Here is a 26,046-nt window from a genome sequence, read left to right as displayed (position 1 = left end):
ACCCGAAAAGCGATCCCGGTGCATCACGCTCAATCGAGTGAACAGATTCGTTTTGCCATTCTTGGCTGGGCGTAATTGCGGGTATGTTCAGATCTGCCGATCACTCCGCCGATAGCTCTCGGAGAGTCCTGTCCGCAGCATTGTGGCCATGAATTATTCGAGTGACGGTATTCGGTCAGTGTGCCTACTCTTTTTAGCCGTTTCGGTAGAGGGCGGTTTGGTCTGCGGTAATGCCCGTGTAACGGGCCAATGCGGCGAGCGCCCTGCGCATTCATCTCCCGATCAAAAACAGGTGAGGTTTCCGCGATGTACACCCAAGAACGCACGGCGATGTCGAATCTGGTGGTCGGCGGCCCGGTGGCGGTGAACAGCTACGACAACGCGATCGTGGCCGCGCTGGTCGAGAACCGGCCGGTCATGCTCGTTCACGCCTTCAACGGCGGCTACCTGCGGCCTGCCGAGCTGAAGGAGGACAGTCACGACAAGGGGGTCAAGCTGGCCACCGTGCTCGACCCGGACACCAAGGAGGCGCAGGGCCACCTCTGGCACATCACCCCCGCCGGATTCTTCGGGCAGCGACCGCTGTACTTCATCGAGAGCGCCGCGGGCCAGGTGTCCCCCAAACCCGCCGGCGCGGGCACCGGCCCGGGAGCGGCCGACGCCGGGCGCGGCGACGACGGCGCGCCCAAGCCGCAGCGCCGGCGCATCACCGTCCACCAGGAGGCCCCCGAGAGCACGGGCGACACCGTCCAGGTCGGCCTGCCCGACAAGGTGGGCGACAAGTGGCGCGGTCAGAACGGCGCGCCCGAGGACACCCAGCTCTGGGTGGTCACGGTGACGCCGTGGGGCGGGATCACGTTCGTGCCGATCACCCACCCCGACGCCATCCTCGGGTTCAAGGACCACGCGGTGGCGGCCGACAGCGAGGTGCGCCTCACCTACAACTGGGGCGGGGACTTCACCGGGACGGTCATCAACACCTTCTACCCGCGGCTGCCCAACGAGTGGAGCGTCCCCTACCACCACGTCTTCACGTGATCGGCCGCCACCGCCGCATCGCGTCCGAGCCGAGCCCCCGCCCGAACCGTCTGGAAGAGGCACAACGATGCCCGTGCCCACGGAAGAACTGAAGCAACAGATCGTCAACGCCGCCACGGGGCAGCCTCTCGGTGCCAAGGCCGTGCCGGGTGCGGACGGGACGCTTGTCGTCCGTGACTTTCCCGAAGGCGGGCCGAGCCCGGAGCAGTGGCAGCTCACCCCCGTACCGGCCGCGCGAGGACAGGACGACCAGCGGTATGTGATCCGCAACGCGGTCAGCGGCCAGGTGCTCGACAACTCCGCCGCGGACCACGGTGTCCGGCAGCGGGATGCCGCAGCCGGCAACAGGGGCCAGCAGTGGCACGTCGTCCCCGTGGAGGGCGAAGCGGGCCTCTACTTCATCGAAGTGGCGACCGACGGTGCCGTTCTAGACCTCGACGATCCCGGCACCGAGGACACCCGGGTCGTTCTGCGCGAGCACGACGAGAGCGCGGAAAGCCAGCGCTGGCGGTTTGTGACGGCCGAACCCGAGCGCACCAGCGACGCCGTGCTGCGCTGGGCGCCGCTGAGCCACTGGAACGGCCGCCGCTCATGGCGGCTGGCCCGCTCGGTCGCGTTGCGCCCGGCGCCCGGCGCGACGCCCTGCTTCAGCGACATGCTGCTGGTTCTCGAGCAGTTCGGAAGCGGCCAGGACGCCGGCGGGTGGAGGAGCACCGGAGCCGTACGTTCCCCCAGCGGGCAACCGGCCTGGTGGGGTGGGCTCGGTGACCGGTTCCTCGCCGACACCACGGGAACAGGCCGAGCGGACCTCGTCGCGCTCAAACCCGCGAAAGGGGTGGTGACAGCCTCCAGCCGGGGCGACGGCACGTTCGACGAGGAGCGCGTGCTGCTCTCGCCCGTGTCCTCCGCGAGCCCCAAGGATCGGTGGACCCTCGCGGACATGACCGGCAACGGCAGGCCCGACGCCGTCATGCTCTGCGCCGACGGTGTCCGGGTGTCCCCGCAGGACGAGGACGGGACGTTCGCACCCGCAGGCGGCGAGCCGGTCATCAGCGCGTTCGGACACGGCCAGCAGGCCGGTGGCTGGCTCGCCGACAAGCATCCTTGCTTCCTTGTCGACGTCACCGGCAGCGGCAGGCTCGACATCGTCGGCTTCCGGGACGACGGCGTGTGGGTATCCCTCCAGGACGAGGGCGGCACGTTCACGCCCCTCGCCGACGAACCAGGCCTCCGGGCGTTCGGCTGCGACGAGAAGGCGGGTGGCTGGCTTGCCGACAAGCACCCCCGCTTTCTCGCCGACCTCACCGGTGACGGCCGCGTCGACATCCTCGGCTGCCACGACGACGGCGTGTGGGTGTCACTCCAGGACGAGGAGGGTACGTTCGCCGAACCTCTGTACCTCCTCGACGACTTCGGCGTCGACCAGGGGTGGAGTACGGCTGCGGAACACCCGCGATTCCTGGCCGGCATCACCGATGGCGGAGCCGTGGACATCGTCGGATTCGGCCCGCAGGGCGTCGTCGTCGGACGGGGGCGCGGCGACGGTACGTTCGAGCCCCCCAAGCTCGTCCTGAACGACTTCGGGCTCGCCCAGGGGTGGACGAGCGAGAAGCACCTCCGATTCCTCACCGACGTCACCGGCGACGGCAACCCCGACATCATCGGCTTCGGCGACGAAGGGGTCTGGGTGTCGCACAACCTCGGCGCCGGCCGGTTCGAACAGGCCCAGCTGGTGTGCCGGGGCTTCGGTTACAACGACGACGCCGGCGCCTGGCGCATCGACCACCACCCCCGCTTCCTCGCCGACATCACCGGCGACGGACGCGTCGACATCATCGGTTTCGGCGGTCCCGGCGTGTATGTGGCCCGAAACCTCTTCCGCCGCTTCAGGACCCGGTAGCCCTCGAAGGGCGTCCGCAGCCGCATGGCGGGTCAAGGCCGGCCAGCTCCCGGGCCCTGGTCTTGCGGCACCGCATCAGCGTCGTGCGGGCCGGGTCGTACGCGGCTCGCGGCCCGCCCAGGCGGGCCGGGGCCGGGTGACCGCACGGAGCTCGCTCTGTGCCTCCTTCGCAGACGTGCTCGGCCGGCAGGCCGCCGGCTGGAGCGGGACCGGGAACTGGAGCTGGAGCGGTGCCGGGTCCGCCAGCGTCTGCGGCTGGGCCCGCCGTTCTTTCCCGCCGGACGCCCCCGCGTTCGCCAGAGGTTCAGAGGGGCGCTGCATGAGCCAGCTCCGTCCGGCCCCGCGTCCCGTCCTCCGTCCGACCCTCCGTGCTTATCAGGACGACGCGATAGTGCTGGGACTCCACCTCATCGACCCCCCAGGCGCCGCCGTCGACTCGGCATCCGGCCCCCGGCGCCAGTCCGGCCCAGAAGTCTCGGGCGTCCCACTCATCCGCCTGCTCGGCGCGGCGACATGCGATGTCCGGAGCACCCGTAACCCCCACACTTCCGCCGTTATGTCCAGGATGGGCGCGTTTTCAAGCGGTCGTTATGGGGCCGTTCCCTGCCCACCGGTCGCCTCCCGCCGACGTCTACTTCAGGCTCATGTGTCTGATGCAGGCGAATTGCGGCGGGCCATTCCTGGAGTGACGCAGGGTTAATGGCAAAAAACACGTCACGCAATGGCGTGTAATCGTCGCGACGGGGATTTGGTGCTTGAGGCGGCCGGGCTGAAAGCGCCTGCACGGTTCCAGCCACCACAGCCGGTACCGTTTGTTTTCGGCCGTTCGGTCAGATGGGACACTCCCTACCCCGCATCGAGTAATGGGGCAGCTCACACCCAGGATGCGCCCTCATATGACCCTGCTGCGCTACCGCAGGGAATCAGCCGAGTCGATGCCGCAGGGAAACGTGGCACGCGGTGAGCTTGTTTGTCGCCGCGACGGCGGGGAACTCGCGCACCGATGGGCCGGCTATGGGCCGTTCGTGGTCTCCTCGACGCGACGGCAGCGCACCACTGTTCTTTGTGTGACGTAAACAAACAGTCAAGGTTGCTGTGCGTTAAAAGTGTGGGGTTGCGTTCGAACGAGGCTTGTATGAAGACTGTGGCTGAGTTTGGATGGGGCGCAGGGCTTCCGGAGGTTTGAATTTCGCCAATCCCGACCCTTACCCAGCGGTAAATATGTACCGTCGTGATCGCGCTCCGGGAATGGATTCATCTGTTGGGCCGGGTGCTGGTGGGGTGTGCCCGCGTGACCGTCACGCGGAGGCATTGCCGAGGGGGATACGACATGGCAGGTGAAGATCTCGCATCCAGTGTGCTCACGGGCGGGAATCGGGAACACCTCCGCTGCTTCCGCAGGAAATGTTGACGCCCGTCCGGGAGATCCGCGCGCGATGCCGGCGCGTCTGACGCGCTTTCATCGGCGCACGCCATGCGGTACCTCCGCCGCCGCCCTCGGTGCTGCGGGTGCCCAGTGCGCCGACGGACGCCCGCGTCCAATCGTCAAGCGCACCCCGAACAGCTCTGTCGTCGTTCCCCGCCGCGCCCACGCGGACGGGCTGTGTCCGCGTGCCGTCAAGTCGAGGAGTCATGGTGTCCACCGACCGCAAGACGAGCGATACCTTTCTGCTGGACGAGTTACCCCGGCGCTGGAGCGCCCTGCGCGCAGCAGGCCCGGTGCGGCACGACGACCGGCAGGGTGTCTGGCAGGTCGTGGACCACGAGATGATCTCCGCCGTGCTTGCCGACCCGGCGACCTACTCCTCGGACCTATCCTCCCTCGCCCCTACGCAGGAGGACTTCGCGACCTTCACCCAGGGCAACTTCGTCGGCATGGACCCGCCGGAGCACCGCAAGTTGCGCGCACTGGTCAGTCAGGCCTTCACGCCTCGCGTCGTCCAAGGACTCGCGCCGCGCATCGAGGCGGTGTGCGAGCGGCTGCTGGGGTCCGTCGGTGACCAGGACCGCTTCGACCTCGTCGACACCCTGACCTATCCGCTGCCCATCATCGTCATCGCGGAACTCCTGGGGATCCCGGCCGAGGAGCACCGCACCTTCCAGGACTGGGCGAGCGTTCTGTTCGGCGGAGACCAGCTCGGCGAGGCACCCGACATGGCCGACCTGGAGCGGGCGCTGGCCGCCATCGCTCCGACGGTCCGGGAGATGAACAGCTACATGCTGGACCACATACGCGGCTGCCGCGCCGCCCCGGGTGACGATCTGACCAGCCGACTCATCGGCGCCGAAGTGGACGGTGTCCGGCTCACCGACCAGGAGATGGTGGGCTTCGTGGCGCTGCTGCTCGTGGCGGGACACGTCACGACCACCGCCCTGCTCGGCAACGCCGTCGTCACCTTCGACCGCCACCCCGACGCGGACGCCGCACTGCGCAAGGACCCCGACCTGATCCCCCCTGCCGTCGAGGAGGTGCTGCGCTGGCTGCCCCCCTTCCCCGAGCTGGGGCGCCGCGTCACCCGTCCCGTGGTCCTTGGCGGCCACGAACTGCCCGCCGACAGCATGGTGATGGCCCATCTCGGCGCCGCCAACCGCGACCCCGCGCGGTTCGAGCGGCCCGACACGTTCCTGGCGGACCGCCACCCCAACCCGCACCTGACGTTCGGGCACGGCATCCACTTCTGTTTCGGCGCCCCCCTGGCCCGGCTGGAGGCCAAGATCGCGCTGCGCATGCTGCATGAACGATTCCGCGTTCTGGCGATCCCGTCATACGACGACATCGTCGCGCAGAATCCGGCCGTCATCGTCGGCATCCGCCATCTGCCCGTCGAAGTGACCAGGACCTAGCCACCGACCGGCACGTCCTCGCACCGCCCGGCCCGGCACCGCTCGCCACGGCCGGAGAAGCCACCCGTACACGAGGAAACTCACTGGGGAGCGCCTTTCTCATGCCCTACACCGTCCCCGCGGTCCCTGCCGACCCCTGCGCGCCGGCTCCGCTGCGCCACGCCGTGCAGAACAGGCTCGACGCCCTCGCCGAGAGGCACAAGGTGCCCGGCGCCCAACTGGTCCTCGACGACGGCACGGAGACCGTCTCGCTGCACACCGGTATCGCAGACGCGGCCACCGGCGCACCGTTCACGGCGGACACCGCCGTCGCCCTCGGCTCGCTCACCAAGCCCTACACGGCCGCTCTGGTGCTCCTCCTCGTCGACGACGGTGACCTCGACCTCGACGAGCCCGTCGCCGACCACCTGCCAGAACTGCGCGGCTTACCCGAGGTGTCGATACGGCACCTCCTCAGCCACACCGGGGGACTGCCCACCGGCCCCGACTCCGACACCTCATCCGCGACCACCGGGGCCCGGTACCTCACCTCGCTGTGCACCCCGGCCCAGGCACTGTTCCCGCCCGGTAGCGATTTCTCCTACTCCAACGCCGGTTACGTCGCCGCCGGGCGGCTGGTCGAGGAGATCACCGGCATGCCGTGGCACGAAGCCGTACGGGTGCTGCTCCTCGACCCCCTGGGCACATCGGCCGCGTTCGTCGGCGACAGCACCGCCACCCGCCCCCTGGCCGCCGGACACGCCGTCAACACCGCCACCGGGCGGGTGCGTCCCGTCGGGCAGAACCTGGCTCCGCTCGAGGCCCCGGCCGGGGCCCTCATGGCGAGCGCCGCCGACCTGGCCGCCTTGGGCAACGCCCTGATCGGCCGGTCCCAGGCGCTGCCGCCTTCGGTCGCCAAGGAAATGCTCCGCCCGGAGGACCGCGCCCGGCCCGGAGCTCTGGCCGACGGCTGGGGTCTGGGGATCGCCCACTACCGGCAGGGCGACGACGTGTGGTGCGGTCACGACGGCAACGCGCAGGGCACCTCCTGCCACCTCAGGGTCGACCCCACCAGCGGCATGGTCGTGGCCTTCACCGGCAACGCGGGCGGCGCCACCGCCCTGTGGCGCGAACTCTCCGCCGATCTGGCGGAGTTGGCGGGCGTACGTGTGCCCGCCGGGGCCGTCCCCGCAGGCGAGCGAGGGCGTCCGGTCCGGCTGCCCGAGTGCTGGGGCACGTACCGCAACGGCGGCGCCGACTACCGCGTCACCGAAGGGCCCGACGGTTCACCGGTGCTCTCGATCGACGGAGACCTCGCGCTGCCGCTGGTCTGCTACGCGGACCTGTCGTACGACCTGGTCGATCCCGGCACCGGGCGCCGAGAGCCCGGCGGACGCTTCCACCGCGACCCCGCCACCGGCCGGATCGAACGCGTCCAGGTGTCCGGACGCACGGCGCGCCGCACCGACGACGGCTGAGCCACCCCGAGCCCGCCACGGGCCGCCGGGCGCTGCCGCGTCCGCGCCGCCCGCGCGTCGTGACACCGGCGCTCGCGCCGGGACCCCGTCGGCGGCCGCCCGGGCGCGCCCACCGCGCGTCGCCCGGCAGACCGGTGCTCCGCGGTGCCCCGCGCACCCGGCCGCCGTCGCGTCGCCGCCACGGGCCGCCGCCCGCCTCCACACTCCGCCGCCCATTCGGGCCGCCCCCGCGCTTTCGAAGGACTGGACCCATGACGGACCCGCACGTCACCCCCGTACCGGCGACCCCGCGTTCCCAGGACGGCGACACCGCACGACCGCAGGAGCCCATGGCGCTGGAGGAGCTTTTCGCCCGGCAGGTGGCCCGGGCCCCGGGCGCTGTGGCCCTGACCGACGGGCGCCGCACCTGGACCTACGCCGAACTGGCCGAGCGCGCCGACCGATTGGCCGCGCATCTGCTCCGTTCGGGTGCCGGGCCGGACCGGGTGGTCGCGCTGGTGCTGCCGCGTTCCATGGAACTGATCGCGGCCGAGCTGGGCGTCGCCCGGGCCGGGGCGGCCTTCCTTCCGGTGGATCCCGCCTACCCCGCCGAGCGGCGGGCGCTCATGCTCGCCGACAGCGCCCCCTCGGTGACGCTCGACGACCCGCGGGCGGTCGCCGCCCTGATGGAGCGTGAGCTCCCCGCGTCCGAGGAACACCGGGCGGCGCACGGGGCGGGCCCCGACCGGGCCGCCTACGTGATCTACACCTCCGGTTCGACGGGCACACCCAAGGGCGTGACCGTCACCCACCGGGGCATCGGCGGATTCACCGCGGCCGCCGCGGAACGGTACGCCGTGGGTCCCGGCGACCGGGTGCTGCAATTCTCCTCGCCCAGCTTCGACGCGTCCGTACTCGAACTGTTCATCTCCGTTCTGGCCGGTGCCACGCTCGTGGTCCCGCCGGACGGGCCGTGGCTGGGCGACGAACTCGCCGAGGTCCTGGAAACCCACCGCATCACCCACGCCCTCATCCCGCCGGCCGCGCTCGCGACCCTGCCGGACCCGGCCCGGGCCGCCGAAAGCCCGCTGCGCACCCTGATCGTGGGCGCGGAGGCGTGCCCGGCGGGCCTAGTGGACCGCTGGGCCCCGGGCCGGCGCATGATCAACTCGTACGGTCCCACCGAAGCCACCATCGTGGCCACCTGGACCGGACCGCTGTCCGCCGGGCAGGGCGCCCCCACCATCGGCGCGGCCCTGCCCCACACGCGCGTCCACGTCCTGGACGCGGCGATGCGGCCCGTCCCGCCAGGTTCTGAGGGCGAGTTGTACATCGGCGGCGACGGCGTGGCCCGAGGCTATCTGCGCCGGCCGGGCCTGACGGCGTCCCGGTTCGTCGCGGACCCCTTCGGCGGGCCCGGGGCCCGGCTCTACCGCACGGGTGACCGTGCCCGTCTGCGGCCCGACGGCGAACTCGACTACCTCGGACGGTTCGACCGCCAGGTGAAGATCCGCGGGTTCCGCATCGAGCCCGGCGAGATCGAGGCCGCCCTCGGCCGCGACTCCCGGGTGGGCGAGGCGGCCGTCGTGGTCCGCGAGGACGAACCGGGCCGGCCCCGCCTCATCGGGTACGCGACCCCCGCCGAGCGCGGCCACCGCCTCGACCCCGCCTCGCTGCGCGCGGCCCTCGCCGCCGTCCTGCCCGCCCACATGGTGCCGTCGGCCGTGGTCGTACTGGAGCGGATGCCGCTCACCGCGCAGAACAAGACCGACCTGACCGCCCTGCCCGCGCCGGACGCGACCCCACGCCCCGACGGCGTGCTGCCGCGCACGCCACAGGAAGAGGCCCTTGCCGCGATCTGGGCCGACGCCCTGGGCGCCGACGCGGTCGGTGTCCGTGACGACTTCTTCGACCTGGGCGGTGACTCCCTGCTCGCCGCTCGTGTGCTCTCCCGGATCCGCGACGACCTGGGCATACGGCTGACCGTCCGCGACATCTTCACCTCGCGCACGGTCGAAGCCCTCGCCCCGCTGCTCGGCGACTGCGCCGCGGCCGAACCCGCCCGGACGATCCCGCCCGCACCCCGAACCGGCGGCCTGCCCCTGTCCAGCGCGCAGCGCAGGCTGTGGTTCCTCGACGACCTCGCCGAGGGCGGCGCCGAATACAACACCGGCGCCGCCCTGCGCCTGCGCGGCCCCCTGGACACCGAGGCCCTGCGCCGGGCCCTGCGCGCGCTGGCCGCCCGGCACGACGCGCTGCGCACCACCTTCCGCACCGACGGCGGGCAGGGCACCCAGCACGTCGCCGCCGAACCGGAACTGCCGCTGCGGACCGTCGACCTCAGCGACGTGCCCCACGCCCACCGCGGCCAGAGCGCCGAGGCGCTGCTGACCGAGGAACTGCGCCGCCCGCACGACCTGGCGACCGGCCCCCTCACGCGCGCTCTGCTGATCAGGCTCGACGACAGCGACCACCTCCTGCTGCTCGCCCAGCACCACATCGTCACCGACGGCTGGTCCGTCGGCATCCTCACCCGGGAACTGGCCGCGCTCTACCGCGCCGAGACGACGGGCGAGCCGGCCGCCCTGGCCCAACCCGCCCTGCAATACCCGGACTTCGCGGTGTGGGAGCAGTCCCGGCGCGACTCGGAAGCGGAAGGCGAGCACCTGCGCTACTGGCGCAGACACCTGGAGGGGATCCAGCAGCTGGAGCTCCCCACCGACCACCCCCGGCCCGCCGAACGCACGACCGCGGGCGCCGGACACCGCCGCCACCTTTCGCCGTCCCTCATGACCCGGCTGCGTACGCTCGCCACCGGACGCGGCACCACCGTGTTCACCGTGCTGGCGGGCGCCTGCACCCTGCTGTTCGCCCGCTACTCGGGACAGCGGGACGTCGCCTTCGGCACCATCACCGCCGGCCGCGACCGCCAGGACCTGGAGGACGTGGTCGGCTTCTTCGCGAACACCGTGGTGATCCGCACCGACGTGGACGAACGCGTCGACGTCGACCGGTTCGTTGAGAACATGCGCACGACGCTCCTGGACGCCTTCGCCCATGACGCGGTGCCGTTCGACCGGGTGGTCGAGGAACTGGCCCTGCCCCGCGATCCGAGCCGTACCCCGCTGGTGCAGGCCCTCGTCGTCCAGCAGACGGCGACCCGCGCGCCGCGTGCGGGGGAGGTGCGGTTCGATGACCATCCGCTGCCGCGCCCCGCCGCCCGCTTCGACCTCGTCCTGGAGTTCACACCGGACGCCGGCGGCGGCTGCGTGCTGACCGCCGAGTTCAACACCGATCTGTTCGAGTCGCGGACCGTGGCCCGGATGTGCCGGCACGTGGAACACCTCCTCGAGGCGATGGCCGACGCCCCGGGGAGCAGTCTGGCCGAGTTGCCCCTGCTGTCCGACGACGAGCAGCGCACTCTCCTGGAATCCTGGAACCCCCCGGCCGACAGTGAGCGGGACGCCGCCGCCGACGTCACCCTGCCCGAACTCTTCCAGGCCCAGGCGGCCCGCACCCCCGACCGGATCGCCGTCACCCACGGCACCGACCGGCTCGACTACGCCGAGGTCGAGCGCCGCGCCAACCGCCTGGCCCGGGAGCTGATCGCCCGGGGCGCGGGTCCCGAGACGCTGGTGGCGCTGTGCCTGCCGCGCACCGTCGAGCTGCCGGTCCTGCTCCTGGCGGTGCTGAAGTCCGGCGCGGGCTATCTGCCAGTGGACCCGAACTACCCGGCCGAGCGCATCCGTTTCATGCTGTCCGACGCCCGGCCCGCGCTCGTCGTGGCCACGCCCGCATCCGCCGCCGCGCTACCCGAGGACTGCGCACCACTGATCATCGCGGACTCCGGCACCGGGGGCGTGGCGCGGACCCGGCCGGCCACGGAGGTGACCGACGAGGACCGCGTGGCCCCGCTGCTGCCGGAGCACCCGGCGTACGTCATCTACACCTCGGGCTCGACCGGCCGGCCCAAGGGCGTGGTGGTGACCCACCGTACGGTGGCCGCGCTCGCGGCCTGGGCGGGGGAGCGGTTCGGACACCGGACACAGGCCCCGGTGATCGCCGCCACGTCCCTCAACTTCGACGTCTCGGTCTTCGAGCTGCTGTGCCCCCTGCTGAGCGGCGGCAGTGTGGAGGTGGTCGCCGATCCCACCGTCCTCGCCGACGCCGGCGAGCGACGGAGCGGACTGATCAGCGGCGTGCCCTCCGTGATGTCCCGGATTTTCGCCGGGGAGGAGGCACCGGTGGCGGCGGACACGGCCGTCCTCGCCGGCGAGGCACTGTCCGCGCAGACCGTGCACGACCTGCGGGCGGCCCTGCCCTCCTGCGACGTCGTCAACGCCTACGGCCCCACCGAGGCCACCGTCTACGCCACGGCCTGGTTCGCCGGGGACCGGGTGCCCGACCAGGCACCGCCCATCGGCCGCCCGGTGGCGCGTACCCGCGTCTACGTCCTTGACAGCCGCCTTCGCCCCCAACCCCCCGGCGTGACAGGGGAGTTGTACCTCGGCGGTGGCGGGCTGGCACGTGGCTACCTCGGGCGTCACGGCCTCACCGCCCGGCGGTTCGTCGCCGACCCGTTCGGCGCGCCCGGGGCGCGCATGTACCGCACCGGGGACCTGGTGCGGTGGAGCGCCGACGGCGAACTGGAATACGTCGGGCGCATTGACCAGCAGGTCAAGGTGCACGGCTTCCGGATCGAACTGGGCGAGGTGGAGGAGGCGTTGCGCCGCTGCCCCGGCGTCGCGGAGGCCGCCGTCCTCGTCTTCGGGAAGGACGACAATCGGCGTCTGACCGGTTACGTGGTGACCGCGCCCGGGCAGAGCGTCACACCCGAGTCCGTACGCCGCACGCTCGGCAGGACGCTGCCCGACTACATGGTCCCCGCCACCGTTGTGCTCCTGGACGAGCTGCCGCTCAGTCCCAACGGCAAACTCGACCGCGACCGGCTGCCGCAGCCCGGCCCCGAGGTCACCCGGGCGACACGCCACGTCTCGCCCCGCACGGCCACGGAACGGACGCTGGCGGCCGTGTGGGCCGAAGCGCTCCACGTCGAACGCGTCGGCGTGGACGACAACTTCTTCGAGCTCGGCGGTGACTCGATCCTCAGTCTCCAGGTGGTGGCCCGGGCCCGGCAGGAGGGGCTGAGGGTCACCTCACGCGACATCTACCGCCACCAGACGCTCGCCGCTCTGGCCCGCCGCGTCGACGCCGCCGACCCGAAGCGCCCCGCCGCCGCCCCGGTGGATCCGACCGGGCCCGCGCCGCTGACTCCCATCCAGCACTGGCTGTTCGCCACGGACGAGGACCGGGCGGCGCACTTCGCGCAGGCCGTGTCGGTGCTGGTGCCCGACGACGTCGATCCGGAGGCCCTTGAACGCGCGCTGAACGATGTCGTGGCCCATCACGACGCCCTGCGCTCACGTTTCGACACCGGCTCCGGCGCCCCCGACTGGCACATAGCGGACCGGGACGACGGCGTCACCCTGGCGCGTCATCGCGGCCCGGACACCGACACCCCGCACTTCGGGGCCTTCGGCCTGTCGCGCGGTCCCCTGCTGCGAGCCGTCCTGCACGACCGGGGCGCCGGCCGCGCTCCCGTGCTGCACCTCGCCGTGCACCACCTCGTCGTGGACGGTGTCTCCTGGCGGCTCCTGCTGGAGGACCTGGACACCGCCTACTTCGCCCGCCGCGCGGGCCGCGACGGTACGGCGGCCCTGCCCGCCAAGTCCTCACCGCTGCGGCAGTGGGCCCGGCGGCTGGCCGACCACACCGCGCGGGGCGGCTTCGACGACGAACGGGACTACTGGGCGCGGGCGATCCCCTCGACGGGCCGCCCTCTGCCCGTGGACCTGCCGGGCCGCAACACCTACGCCTCGGCCCGCGCCGTCACCGCGCGGCTGAGTACCGAGGACACCGCGACCCTGCTGCGTCTGTTGCCCGAGACCTACCGCACGCAGGCCAACGACGTCCTGCTCGGCGCGCTCGGCCGCGCCCTGTGCGCCTGGAGCGACCAGGAACAGGTCGTGGTCGACATCGAGGGCCACGGGCGCGAAGAGCTCTTCCCCGAACTCGACCTCAGCCGGACCGTCGGCTGGTTCACCACCCGTCACCCCGTCGCCCTCGCCGTCCCCGAGCGGGCCTCGTGGGACACCGTGCTCAAGCAGGTCAAGGAGCAACTGCGGGCCGTGCCCCGGCACGGCGTCGGCCACGACGCGCTGCGCCACCTGACCCGCCAGGGCGCCCAACCGCCCGCGCAGGCCGCTCAGATCAGCTTCAACTACCTCGGGCGGATGTCCCCGGGGGAGACGGGGAGCGGGCTGTACCGGGGCACCTTCCGGCCGCTGGAGCTGGACGCCGACCCCGAGGCCGAACGGCCGCACGCCCTTGAGCTGGTGGGCCGGCTGGACGGTGACGCCCTGGAATTCACCTGGTTCTACTCCGACCAGGTGCATCACGAGGCCACCGTCGGCGCCCTCGCCGACCGCTTCACCCGCGCGCTGAGCGACCTCGCGCGGTACGCCACCGGGCCGGACGCGGCGGGCCGTACCCCCAGCGACTTCCCGCTGGCCCGCCTCGACCAGACGATGGTGGACCGCCTCGTGGGTGACGCGCCCGCCGTGGTCGAGGACATCGTGCCGCTGACACCGACCCAGGCCGGCATGGTCTTCCACGGTCTGTCCCAGGACGAGAGCGGGGTCTACTTCCAGCAGGTCACCTTCGTCCTGGACGGAGTGCCCCGCACCGACCTCCTCGCCACGGCCTGGCAGCAGGTCACCGAGGCCACGGCCGTGCTGCGCGGCCGGGTGGTCTGGCAGAACGTGCCCGAACCGCTGCTGGTGGTCGGCCACGCCGTGTCCGTGCCCGTGACCGTCCTGGACTGGCGCGGCCTGACCGGCGCGCAGTCCCGCGACCGGCTGGAGTCGCTGCTGCGCGAGGACCGCGCCGCCGGGATCGACCTGGTCGGCGGCCCGCTCCAGCGCCTGGTCCTGGCCAGGGTGTCCGACACCGCGGTGCGCGTGGTGTGGTCCTTCCACCATCTGCTCCTCGACGGCTGGAGCATGTTCCAGGTGCTGTCGGACGTGTTCACCCGCCACAGCGCCCTCACCGAAAGGCCCGGCGTGGCAGCCGTGCCCGACCGCAGGCCCTGGCGGGACTACGTCGCCTGGCTGAGCGAACGCGACCGTGAGGAGGCCGAGAAGTACTGGCGCCGGCGGCTTCACGGGCTCGACGAGAGCACTGCGCTGCCCTATGACCGCGAACCGCGCGAGGCCCACCGCGCGCAGTCCACCGACGCCGTGACCACCGCCGTGCCCGAGACGGCGACGCGGGCCCTGGAGGAACTGGCGCGTACCTCGGGCCTGACCTTCAACACCCTCGTGCAGGGCGCCTGGGCCATGCTGCTGAGCCGGCTGTCGCGGCGTGCCGAGGTGGTGTTCGGCACCACCGTGTCCGGCCGCCCGGCGGAACTGGACGGCGCCGAGACCATGACCGGCCTGTTCATCACCACCGTGCCCACCCGGGTCACCGTCCCCGCGCACGGCACCCTCCGGGACTGGCTGCGCGCGCTCCAGAGCGACCAGAGCGAGGACCGGGGCCATGACCACCTGCCGCTGAACCGGCTCAAGGCACTGACCGAACTCCCCGAGCGGGCGGCCCTGTTCGACAGCATCGTCGTCTTCGAGAACTATCCGAAAAACGACGACCTCTCCTCCCACGGCCTCGTCCTGAGCGATCTGGAGGGCATCGAGAGCACCAACTACCCGCTGGGCCTTGTCGCCTACCCGGGCACCGAACTGACCCTGCGCCTGGGCTACGACCCCGCGTTGTTCGACGAGGCGACCGTGCGCCGGCTCGCCGAATACCTCACCGTCCTGCTCACCGAGATGGCCGCCGCGCCCGAACGGCCGCCGGCCCGCGTGCCGCTGCTCGGCGACGACCGGCGCGAACAGGTCCTGCGCACCTGGAACGACACCGCAACCGACCTGCCCGAAGCCACCGTCGCCGAACTCTTCGCCGGCCACGTGCGACGCACTCCCGACGCGATCGCCCTCGAAACCGGGGATGAGAACCTGACGTATCGTCAACTCGATGCGCGCGCAGCCGAGTCGGCAGCGCGCCTGACCGCCCTCGGGATGGGGGCCGAGCGCGCCGTGGGCGTGTTGATGGGCCGCTCCGCCGAGCTCGTCGTGACCCAGCTCGCGCTCGTGCGCACCGGCGGGGTGTACGTCCCCCTGGACGGCCGGGCACCGCGCGAGCGGCTGCGCCGCATGCTCGCGGAAGCCGGCGTCACCCTGCTGCTCACCGACGCCGAGCACGAGGAAACCGCCCGCGACCTGCTCCCCGGTGACGCGGTGCGGCGGGGGGACGACCGCGCCGCAGTGGGGGAGACCGGCGCGGCCGGCGTCGGCGAACTCGACCCCGACCTCGTCCAGTACCTGATGTTCACCTCCGGCTCCACCGGCGTCCCCAAGGGTGTCGCGGTCCGCCAGCGCGACGTCGCCGCGCTCGCCCTGGACCGGTCCTTCGCCGGCCACGACCGGGTCCTCGTGCACTCCCCGCACGCCTTCGACGCCGCCACCTACGAGGTGTGGGTGCCCCTGCTGCGGGGCGGCACCGCCGTACTGGCCCCGCCCGGTGACCTGGACGCCGCGGCGGTCCGGCACGCCATCACCGAACGGCACGTCACCTGCCTGTGGCTGACGGCCGGACTGTTCCGGCTGCTCGCCCAGGAGGACCCCGCGTGCCTGCGGGGCGCGCGCGAGGTGTGGACGGGCGGCGAGGCCGTGCCCGGCGCCGTGGTGCGGCGCGTCCTCGAAGCCTGTCCCGAGCTGACCGTGGTCGACGGCTACGGACCCACCGAGACCACCACCTTCGCCACCCGGCGCCCCTTCCGCGCCGGTGACCCGCTGCCCGCAGTGCTGCCCATCGGGCGCCCGCTGGACAACACGCGCGTCTACGTCCTTGACGACGTGCTCCAGCCTCAACCTCCGGGTATACCGGGCGAGTTGTACATCGCGGGCGCGGGGCTCGCGCGCGGCTACGCGGGCCGCCCCGGAGCCACCGCGGGCCGCTATCTCGCCGACCCGTTCGGGCCGCCCGGAACCCGTATGTACCGCACCGGCGACATCGTGCGCTGGAGCGCGGACGGCGAACTGCACTTCGTGGGCCGCGCCGACGACCAGATCAAGATCCGCGGCTTCCGTGTCGAACCCGCCGAGATCGAGGCGCGGCTCACCGCGCACGCGGCCGTCGCCGAGGCCGTCGTATCGCCCTACACCCTCGACGGACGCAAGCGGCTCGCCGCCCACCTCGTCCCCGCCGACGGGACCGCCGTGCCCGCCCCGGCCGAGCTGCGCGCGCATCTGGCCGCCGAACTGCCGGACTACATGCTGCCCGCCGCGTTCGTCACCGTCCCCGCGCTGCCCCTCACGTCGAACGGCAAGGTGGACCGCCGAAGGCTGCCCGAACCCGACTGGACGGCGGGCGGCGACAGCGCCTACCGCGCCCCCGCCACCGGCCCCGAACAGACCCTCGCCGGTATCTGGGCCGACCTTCTGGGCGTCGAGCGCGTCGGCGCCGACGACAACTTCTTCATGCTGGGCGGCGATTCGATCCTCAGCATCCAGGTCGTCTCGCGCGCCCGTGCCGCCGGACTCACCCTGACCCCGCGCGACCTGTTCCGCCACCCCACCGTGGCCCGGCTCGCCGCCGCCACCGGCACGGGCGCCGCCGTGGCCGTCGCGGGCACCGAGCCGGTCGAGGGCGAGGTGCCCCTGACGCCGATCCAGCACTGGTTCCTCGACCCGGGACCGCAAAGCCCCGGCTTCTTCAACCAGTCGGTCCTCGTGGAGACCGCGCCGGACACCGACCCGGACGCCCTGCGCCGGGCCCTGGCCGCGCTGTGGGAGCGGCACGACGCCCTGCGCGCCCGGTTCACCGTCACCGACGACGGCACCTGGCGCCAGCACGTCATGGCCGCCGGCACCCCCGACCTCCTGACCGTCTGCCCACTGGACGGCCTCGACCCGGCGGCGGCACGCGAGCAGGAGGACCGCGCCACCGCCGAGGCACACGCCGCGTTCCGCCTCGACACCGGGCCGCTGCTCACCGCCCGCCTGTTCACCGGCCAGGGCACGACGGCCCGACTCCTGCTCGTCGTCCACCACTTGGTGATCGACGGCGTGTCCTGGCGCATCCTGCTCGAGGACCTGGAGAGCGGCTACCGGCAGGCCCTGGCCGGAGAGCCCGTACGCCTGCCCGCCCGTACCACGTCGGTACGCGAATGGGCCCGCCGTCTGCGTGCCCGCGCCGACGCCGGCGGCTTCACCGGCCAGATCGCCCACTGGACCCGCACCGCGGGACACTGTGCCGAGCCCCTGCCGGTGGACGGCGAGGGCGCCAACACCATGGCGGACGTCCGCGAGGTGAGCGTACGGCTCGACCCGCGGCGCACCGACGCCCTGCTGCGCCAGGTTCCCGCCGTCTACGGCACCCGCATCGACGACGTCCTGCTCACCGCGCTGGGCCGGGTCCTGGCCGGCTGGACCGGACGCGGCACGGTGGCCGTGGGCCTCGAAGGGCACGGCCGCGAGGACCAGGTGTTCGACGACATCGACCTGTCCCGCACGGTCGGCTGGTTCACCACGCTCTTCCCGGTCGCCCTGCGGGTACCGGCAGGCGACTGGGGCGGCGCCCTGAAGGCGGTCAAGGAGCAACTGCGGTCCGTGCCCGAGCGGGGCCTGGGCCACGGCGTCCTGCGCCACCTGGCCGGCGCGCCGGGCGCGGCCGGCACGCCGATGCCCGCCATCAGCTTCAACTACCTGGGCCGCTTCGACTGGTCCGCCGACGACGGCGCACTGATCCGCGCCGTGCCCGGCGGGCTCGGCGGCGCCGACGCGCCCGGCACCGAACGCGCCCATCTGCTGGACGTGGTGGCCCGCGTCGAGGACGACTGCCTGGAGATCAGCTGGCACTACAGCAAAGGCCGGCACCACGAGAGCACCGTCACCGAGCTCGCCGACGGCATGCTGCGCGCCCTGGAGGGGATCCTCGCCCACTGCGCCGAACCCGGCGCGGGCGGCCGCACCCCCAGCGACTTCCCGCTCGTCCGCCTGGACCAGCCGGCCGTTGACCGGCTGGCCGGCGACGGACGGGATGTCGAGGACCTGCTGCCGCTCAGCCCGATGCAGTCCGGCATGCTCTTCCACAGTCTCCTGGACCCGGACGGACGCACGTACGTCAACCAGGTGCAGCTGGTCCTGAGCGGCGTCAGCGACCCCCACGCCCTTGCCGAGGCGTGGCAGCGGACCGTGGACGCCAACCCGGTGCTGCGCTCCCATCCGGCCTGGCAGGAGAGCGCCGAGCCCGTCCAGGTGATCCGGCGCCGGGCCACCGTGCCCGTCGTCCACCACGACTGGACCGGCCGGCCCGCCGACCGGTGCGCGACCGACCTCGACCGGCTCGTCGAGCAGGACCGCGAGGCGGGAATCGACCTGGCCACCGCGCCTTTGATGCGGCTCGTCCTGATCCGGCTCGATGCCGAACGCGTACGGATGGTGTGGACGTTCCACCACATCCTGCTCGACGGCTGGAGCGCCGCCCAGGTCTTCGACGAGGTCTGCGAGCGCTACGCGGCCCTGACGGCGGGCCGCCCGCCCGAGGTCCCGGCGCGCCGGCCGTTCGCCGAGTACCTGGCGTGGCTGGCGGGGCAGGACACCGCGACGGCGGAGCAGTACTGGCGGGCCACCCTCGCCGGCTTTGGGGCCCCCACCGAACTGCCGCGCGATCGCCGGGCCGCCGGCGCCCACCACAGCTCCTCGTCCGGCACCGTACGGGTGACGCTCGACGGCGACGTGTCGGCGCGGCTGCGGGAGACGGCCCAGCGCGCCGGGCTCACCGTCAACACCGTCCTCCAGGGCGCCTGGGCGCTGCTGCTGTCCCGCTACGGCGGCGGTGACGACGTGGTGTTCGGTACCACCGTCTCCGGCCGGCCCGCCGAACTCCCGGGCGTCACCACCATGGTGGGCCTGTTCATCAACACGCTGCCCACCCGCGCCCGGATCGACGGGCGGCGCCCGCTGCTCGGCTGGCTGAGCGACCTCCAGAGCGCCCAGTCCGAGGCACGGCGCCACGACTTCGTCTCCCTCGCCCAGGTGGGGACCTGGAGCGAGGTGCCCGGCGGGACCAACCTGTTCGACTCGATCGTCGTGTTCGAGAACTACCCCTTCGACGAGGGCGCGCTCGCCCGGCACGGCCTGGCCATGGAGACCGAACGGGACCTGGAGCCCACCAACTACCCGCTCAGCGTGGTCGTCGCGCCGGGGGACACCCTCGACGTCAGCCTCGACTACGACCCGGCCGCCTTCGACGAGTCCACCGTCGAAGGCCTCGGCGAGAGCCTGCGCTCCCTGCTGACCGCGATGGCCACCGCGCCCGGCAGTACGCTGGCCGAACTGCCGCTCACCGAGCCCGCCGACGGCCGCGCGCTGCTCGACCGGTTCGGCGGCGCCCTCGCCACCGCGCCCAGGGACACCCTGCCGGAGGGCTTCGCCCGCCAGGCGGCGCTGACCCCCGACGCGCCTGCCGTCCGCCACGGCGAGGACCTGCTCACCTACCGCGAACTGGACGAACGCGCCAACCGGTTGGCCCGGTCGCTCATCCACGAGGGCGCGGGCCCCGAGCACTACGTCGCGCTCGCGCTGCCTCGCACCGCCGACCTGATCGTGGCCCTGCTCGCGGTCCTCAAGTCCGGCGCCGCCTACCTGCCGGTGGACCCCGGCTACCCCGCCGAACGCATCGCGTTCCTCTTCGAGGACGTCCGTCCCCTGGCGGTCGTCACGGCCACCGCGACGGCTGCGCGGCTCCCCGAGGGAACGTACGCGCGGCTCGTCGTGGACGACCCCGACTGGGTGCGGCGCCTCGATGCCGCCTCCGCCGCCCCGGTCGGGGACGGGGACCGGCGCGCCCCGCTCCTGCCCCAGCACCCCGCCTACGTCATCCACACCTCCGGCTCCACCGGGCGACCCAAGGGCGTCGTCGTGGCCCACGGTTCGGTGCTGGCCCTGACGGACTGGGCCGCGGCGGAGTTCACCGGCCGGGGCCTTGAGCACGTGGTGGCGTCCACCTCGCTCAACTTCGACGTGTCGGTCTTCGAGATCTTCTCGCCCCTGATGTCCGGCGGCTGCGTCGAGATCGTCCGCGACCTGCTGGCCCTGGCCGAACGGCCCGGACCTTGGCGCGCCGGACTGATCAGCGCCGTGCCCTCGGCCCTTGGCCGGCTGCTCGCCGAGGACGCCGCGCAGGTCAGCGCCGACACCGTGGTGCTCGCGGGCGAGGGGCTGCCGGCCAGGACCGTACGACAGGTCAGGGCGGCCGTGCCCGGCTGCGAGATCCGCAACATCTACGGGCCCACCGAGGCCACCGTCTACGCCACCGCCTTCACCTGCGACCCGGGCGATCCCGACCGCGACCCGCCGATCGGCCGTCCGCTCGGCGGCGCCCGCGCCTACGTCCTGGACAACCGGATGCGCCCGGTGCCCGTCGGCGCCCCCGGCGAACTGTTCCTCGCGGGTACCGGAGTGGCCCGCGGCTACCTGCGCCGGCCCGGACTGACCGCGTCCCGCTTCCTGCCCGACCCGTACGGTCCGCCCGGCAGCCGCATGTACCGCACCGGCGACCGGGCCCGCTGGACCGCCGAGGGGGACATTGTCTACCTGGGCCGGGCCGACGACCAGGTCAAGGTGCGCGGCTTCCGCATCGAACTCGGAGAGGTGGAGGCGGCCCTGGCCCGCCACCCCGGCGTGGCCGCCGCGGCCGCCCGCGTGGTCGAGCACGACGGCCATCGCCGCCTGATCGGCTATGTGGTGCCCGCCCCGGCCGGCCTGCCGCCAACGGCGGACCTGCGCGCCTTCCTCGCCGACACCCTGCCCGACCACCTGGTGCCCGCCCTCGTGACGCGCCTGGACCGCCTCCCGCTCGGCGCCACCGGCAAGCTCGACCGCAGGGCCCTGCCCGACCCCGAGTGGACCGCGAGCGCGCGGACGAGCCGTCCCTGTGCCACCGCGACCGAACAAATCCTCGCCACCATCTGGTGCGCGGTGCTGGGCCTGCCTGAAGTCGGCGCCGACGACAACTACTTCGAGCTCGGCGGCGACTCCATCCTGGGCATCCAGATCGTCTCCGCCGCCCGCAGGGCCGGGCTCGCCCTCAATCCGCGCCATCTGTTCGCCCACCAGACTCTGGCCGAACTGGCCCTTGCGGCCCAGGAGTTGCCCGCATCTTCGGTCGTGGCCGAACAGGGCCCTGTGGTCGGCGAGGCTCCGCTCGCCCCGGTGCAGCACTGGCTGCTCGACACCCTGCCCGGGGACCCGGCCGACTTCAGCCAGGCGGTCTCCCACGAACTGGCCGACGACACCGACGCGTCCCTGCTGCGAGCCGCGCTGGCCGTCGTCCTGGACCGGCACGACGCGCTGAGGCTGCGCTTCACACGGGACGCCGCCGGCCGGTGGCGCCAGCACGGCACCGCTCCCGGCGGGGCGCCGCACCTGGAGGTGCACGACGGCCCACCGCCCACCGGCGCCGCGGACCGCCTCGCCGCCGGCTTCGACCTCGCCCACGGCCCCCTGCTGCGGGCCGCGCTGTACCTGGGCGACGGCACGCGAGGGCCGGTCCTGACGCTCGCCGCCCACCACCTCGTCGTGGACGCCGTGTCCTGGCGGCTGATCCTGGACGACCTCGACACCGCCTACGTCGCCCTGCGCGCCGGGGAACGCCCCGAACTCGGCGTCAAGAGCACCTCCTTCGGCGCCTGGGCCCGGCGCCTCGCCACGCACACCTCGGCGGCCGGCTTCGACACCGAAGTCCCGTACTGGCGAGCCCAGCAGACCCCGGGCCCGCTGCCCGTGGACCTGCCCGGAGGCGCGAACACGGCCGCCGAGGAGGAGACGGTCACCGTCGCACTGGACGCCGATGAGACCCGGCGACTGCTCCAGGACGTCCCCGACACCTACCGCACACGGATCAACGACGTCCTGCTGTACGCCCTCGGCCGCGTGCTGACCCGATGGACCGGCCGGGACCGGGTGGCGATCACCCTGGAAGGACACGGCCGCGAAGACCTCTTCGACGACGTCGACCTCTCCCGTACCGTCGGCTGGTTCACCAGCGTCTACCCGCTCGCCCTGGACGTGCCGCGCGAGGCGCCCATCGGCGCGGCCCTCAAGGCCGTCAAGGAGAACCTGCGGGCGGTGCCCAGGGGCGGCGTCGGCTACGGCGCCCTGCGCCATCTGCACCCCACCGCCGCCCCCGAGCTGCCGGGCCTGGCGGAGATCAGCTTCAACTACCTGGGGCGCCAGGACCGGCAGAGCTCGGCCGGCGGGCTGCTGCGCACCGCGCGCGGTGGTCTCACCGGCGGCATGGACCGATCGGCCGAGCGGCCCCACCTGCTCGACGTCCTGGGGCACGTGAGCGAGGGGCGGCTCGAGTTCGGCTGGTCGTACTCGCGGGCGCTGCACCACCGCGAGAGCGTCGAACGTCTCGCCGCCGAGCTGGCCGACGAACTGCGCGCGGTCATCCGGCACTGCGCCGAGCCCGAAGCGGGCGGCCGTACCCCGAGCGACTTCCCGCTGGCCCCCCTCGACCAGGCGGCACTCGACCGGATCGTCGGCACCGGCCGCGACGTGCGGGACGTCTACCCCCTCACCCCCACCCAGACCGGCATGGTCATCCACGGCCTGGACGACGCGGCGCAGGGCCTGTACATCGAGCAGATCACCTTCGTGGTGGACGGCGCTCGCGACCTGGACGTGCTCGCCGCGGCCTGGCAGCACGTGGTCGACCGCACCCCGGTGCTGCGCACCGCCGTCGTGGTGCAGGGAGTGCCCGTACCGTTGCAGACCGTCCACCGGGACGTGACCCTGCCGGTCACCCGGCACGACTGGAGCACGCTGCCCGAGGACCGGCGTCCGGCGGCGCTCGAAGAACTCCTGGTCACGCAGAGGGAGTTGGGCATCGACCTGCGACGGCCGCCGCTGCTGCGCCTCGCACTGGTCCGCCTCGGCCCCGACGCGGTACGCGTGGTGTGGACCTTCCACCACGTCCTGCTGGACGGCTGGAGCGTCTTCCACGTCCTTGGCGACGTCGTCGAGGCGCACGCGGCCCTCGCCCGGGGTGAGACGCCCCGGCTCACGGAACGCAGGCCCTTCGCCGACTACGCCGCCCACCTCGCAGGCCGCGACACCGGCCGGGCCCGCGACCACTGGCGCGGCGTTCTGGCCGACCTGACAGCCCCGACTCCGCTGCCCTACGACCGCAGGCCCGCCCCGGACACCACCGCCCGCTCCGGCACCTGGCTGTCCGAGCGCCTTGACATCGAACGGACGGCGAAACTCCAGGAGTTCGCGCGCCGGCACCGGCTCACCGTCAACACCCTGGTGCAGGGCGCGTGGGCGCTGCTGCTGTCCCGCTGGAGCGGCACGCCCGACGTGTGCTTCGGCACCACCGTCTCCGGCCGCCCCGCCGACCTGCCCGGCGCCGACACCATCACCGGGCTGTTCATCACCACGCTGCCCGCCCGCACCCGCGTCGAGGGCGCGGCGCCCTGCGCCGACTGGCTGCGCACCTTCCAGGAAGCGCGCGCGGAGGACCGCCGCTTCGACCACCTGCCCCTCAACGACATGCACGCCCTCACCCAACTGCCGCCCGGCGCGCCTCTGTTCGACAGCCTCGTGGTGTTCGAGAACTATCCCGTCGGGGACGCCACGGCCGGCGCCCACGGTCTGACCCTGCGCGACCTCGACGCCCGCGAGGCGACCAACTACCCGCTGACCGTCGTCGTCTCGCCCGGTGACCGCCTCGCGGTGGAACTCGGCTACGACCCGCGCCACTTCGACGCGGACACGGCCCGCGCCCTCGCCGCGCAGCTGCTGCACACTCTGACGTCCCTGGCCGACACGGACGGCGCCGTCCGCCTCGACGACATCGAGGCTCTGTCGGCCGAGGAGCGCGCCAGGCTGCTGCGCGGACCGGCCCGCCCGGAGGCGGCACCGGTGACCCCGGCCACCCTTGCGGCCCTGATCGAGGCCGCCGTGGATCGCCACTGCGACGCGCCGGCCCTGGCCGACCCCGACCGGGTCCTGACGTTCGCAGAGGTCGAGGACCGGGCCAACCGCCTGGCTCGCCGGCTCATCGCCCGAGGCGCCGCCCCTGGCGCCCTTGTTGCGCTGCTGCTGCCGCGCTCCCTGAACATGGTGCTGGCCCAGCTCGCGGTGGCCAAGGCGGGCGCCGCCTTCCTGCCCGTCGACCCGGCCTACCCGGACGAGCGGATCGCGCTCATGCTCCGGGACGCGGCGCCCGCTCTCACGCTGGACGCCAAGGAGGTCGCCGCCTGGCTGGCCGAGGAGAGCGACGACGTTCCCGGTCACCGCCCCACCGACGCCGACCGGGGACGCCCGCTCGACCTGGACGATCCCGCGTACGTCATCTACACCTCCGGTTCCACCGGCACTCCCAAGGGCGTCGTCGTCACCCAGCGCGGTCTCGCCGGGTTCGCCGCCGCCGAGGCCGCCCACTACCAAGTGGCCGCAGGCGACCGGGTGTTGGCGTTCGCCACCCCCAGCTTCGACGCCAGCGTCCTTGAACTGTGCGCGTCGCTGCCGCACGGCGCCCGCCTCGTCGTCCCCGAACCCGGACCCCTGCTCGGCGAGCCCCTGGCCCGGGTGCTGCGCGCCGAACGCATCACCCACACCCTGCTGCCGCCGGCCGCGCTCGCCACCCTTTCGCCCGGTACGCCCGCCACCCTGCCCGACCTCAAGACCCTGATCGTGGGCGCCGACGCGTGCGGCGCGGACCTGGTCGAACGCTGGGCCCCGCACCACCGCATGGTCAACTCCTACGGGCCCACCGAGGCCACCGTCGTCGCCACCTGGTCGGCGCCGCTGACCCCCGACGGCGCCGCCCCGCCCATCGGCCGGCCGCTGCCCGCCACCGGTGCCTACGTCCTGGACGCCCGGCTGCGCCCCGTCCCCGACGGCGTCCCCGGTGAACTCTGGCTCAGCGGCCCGGCCCTGGCCCGCGGTTACCTCGGCCGCCCCGGACTGACCGCCGCCCGCTTCACCGCCGACCCCTTCGGGCCGCCCGGAACCCGCATGTACCGCACCGGAGACCTGGTGCGCCGCGACGGACACGGCGAACTCCATTACCTCGGCCGCACCGACCACCAGATCAAGCTGCGCGGTCACCGCATCGAGGCCGGCGAGGTGGAGGCGGCCCTGACCCGCCACCCCGGTGTCCTGGACGCGGTGGTGGGTGTCCGCGAGGACGAACCCGGCCTGCCCCGACTGGTCGCCCACCTGCACACCGCCCCCGGCGCTCAGGCGCCGACGGACGCGGAGCTGCGCGCCCTCGCCGCCCGTTCGCTGCCCGGATACATGGTGCCCTCGGCGTTCGTCGCCCTCGACCGCTTCCCGCTCACCGAGAACGGCAAGATCGACCGGGCCGCCCTGCCCGCTCCGGAACTCGCCGCCGCAGTGGTCCGGGCCGAGCACGTGGCGCCGCGCACGCCCACCGAGGAGGCGCTGGCCGCCCTGTGGGAGGACGCCCTCGGCACGAGCGTGGGCGCCGAGGACGATTACTTCCTGCTCGGCGGCGACTCGATGCGCGCCCTGCTCATCGCCTCCCGCGCCAATGACCTGTTCGGGGTGGCCCTCACCCCGCGCGACATCCTGGTCTCCCGCACCGTCGCCGCCCTCGCGGAACAGGTCGAGGAACAGGTGCTCAGCGAACTCGAAGACGCCGCGTACGGCGGCCCCGACCACGACGAACGGTGAG

General features: G+C 73.0%; 5 protein-coding genes. All 5 read left to right on the top strand.

Annotation, left to right across the window (positions count from 1 at the left end; all coding sequences use genetic code 11):
- The first annotated feature begins 306 nt into the window (after positions 1-306).
- The 5 genes from ABR738_RS02740 to ABR738_RS02720 all read left to right on the top strand — a co-directional run bounded on the left by ABR738_RS02740 (position 307) and on the right by ABR738_RS02720 (position 26,045).
- Complete coding sequence (locus ABR738_RS02740; RefSeq protein ID WP_350228336.1) at positions 307-1,038, top strand: hypothetical protein; 732 nt, start codon at positions 307-309, stop codon at positions 1,036-1,038.
- 67 nt (positions 1,039-1,105) lie between these two features.
- Positions 1,106-2,938, top strand: coding sequence for an FG-GAP-like repeat-containing protein (locus tag ABR738_RS02735; RefSeq protein WP_350228335.1), 1,833 nt, complete (start codon positions 1,106-1,108; stop codon positions 2,936-2,938).
- 1,632 nt (positions 2,939-4,570) lie between these two features.
- Positions 4,571-5,782: a cytochrome P450 gene (locus tag ABR738_RS02730; RefSeq protein WP_350228334.1), complete on the top strand. Its 1,212-nt coding sequence runs from the start codon at positions 4,571-4,573 to the stop codon at positions 5,780-5,782.
- A gap of 101 nt (positions 5,783-5,883) precedes the next feature.
- The gene (locus ABR738_RS02725) at positions 5,884-7,239 is read left to right on the top strand and encodes a serine hydrolase domain-containing protein (protein ID WP_350228333.1); all 1,356 of its coding nucleotides are present in this window, start codon (positions 5,884-5,886) and stop codon (positions 7,237-7,239) included.
- A 251-nt stretch (positions 7,240-7,490) separates the two neighbouring features.
- Positions 7,491-26,045, top strand: coding sequence for a non-ribosomal peptide synthetase (locus ABR738_RS02720; RefSeq protein WP_350228332.1), 18,555 nt, complete (start codon positions 7,491-7,493; stop codon positions 26,043-26,045).
- Position 26,046: the final 1 nt, after the last annotated feature.

This window comes from Streptomyces sp. Edi4 (assembly GCF_040253615.1).
Classification (GTDB): Bacteria; Actinomycetota; Actinomycetes; order Streptomycetales; family Streptomycetaceae; genus Streptomyces.
Note: the sequence above shows the minus strand (reverse complement) of the source record. Positions and strands in the feature narration are given on the sequence as shown.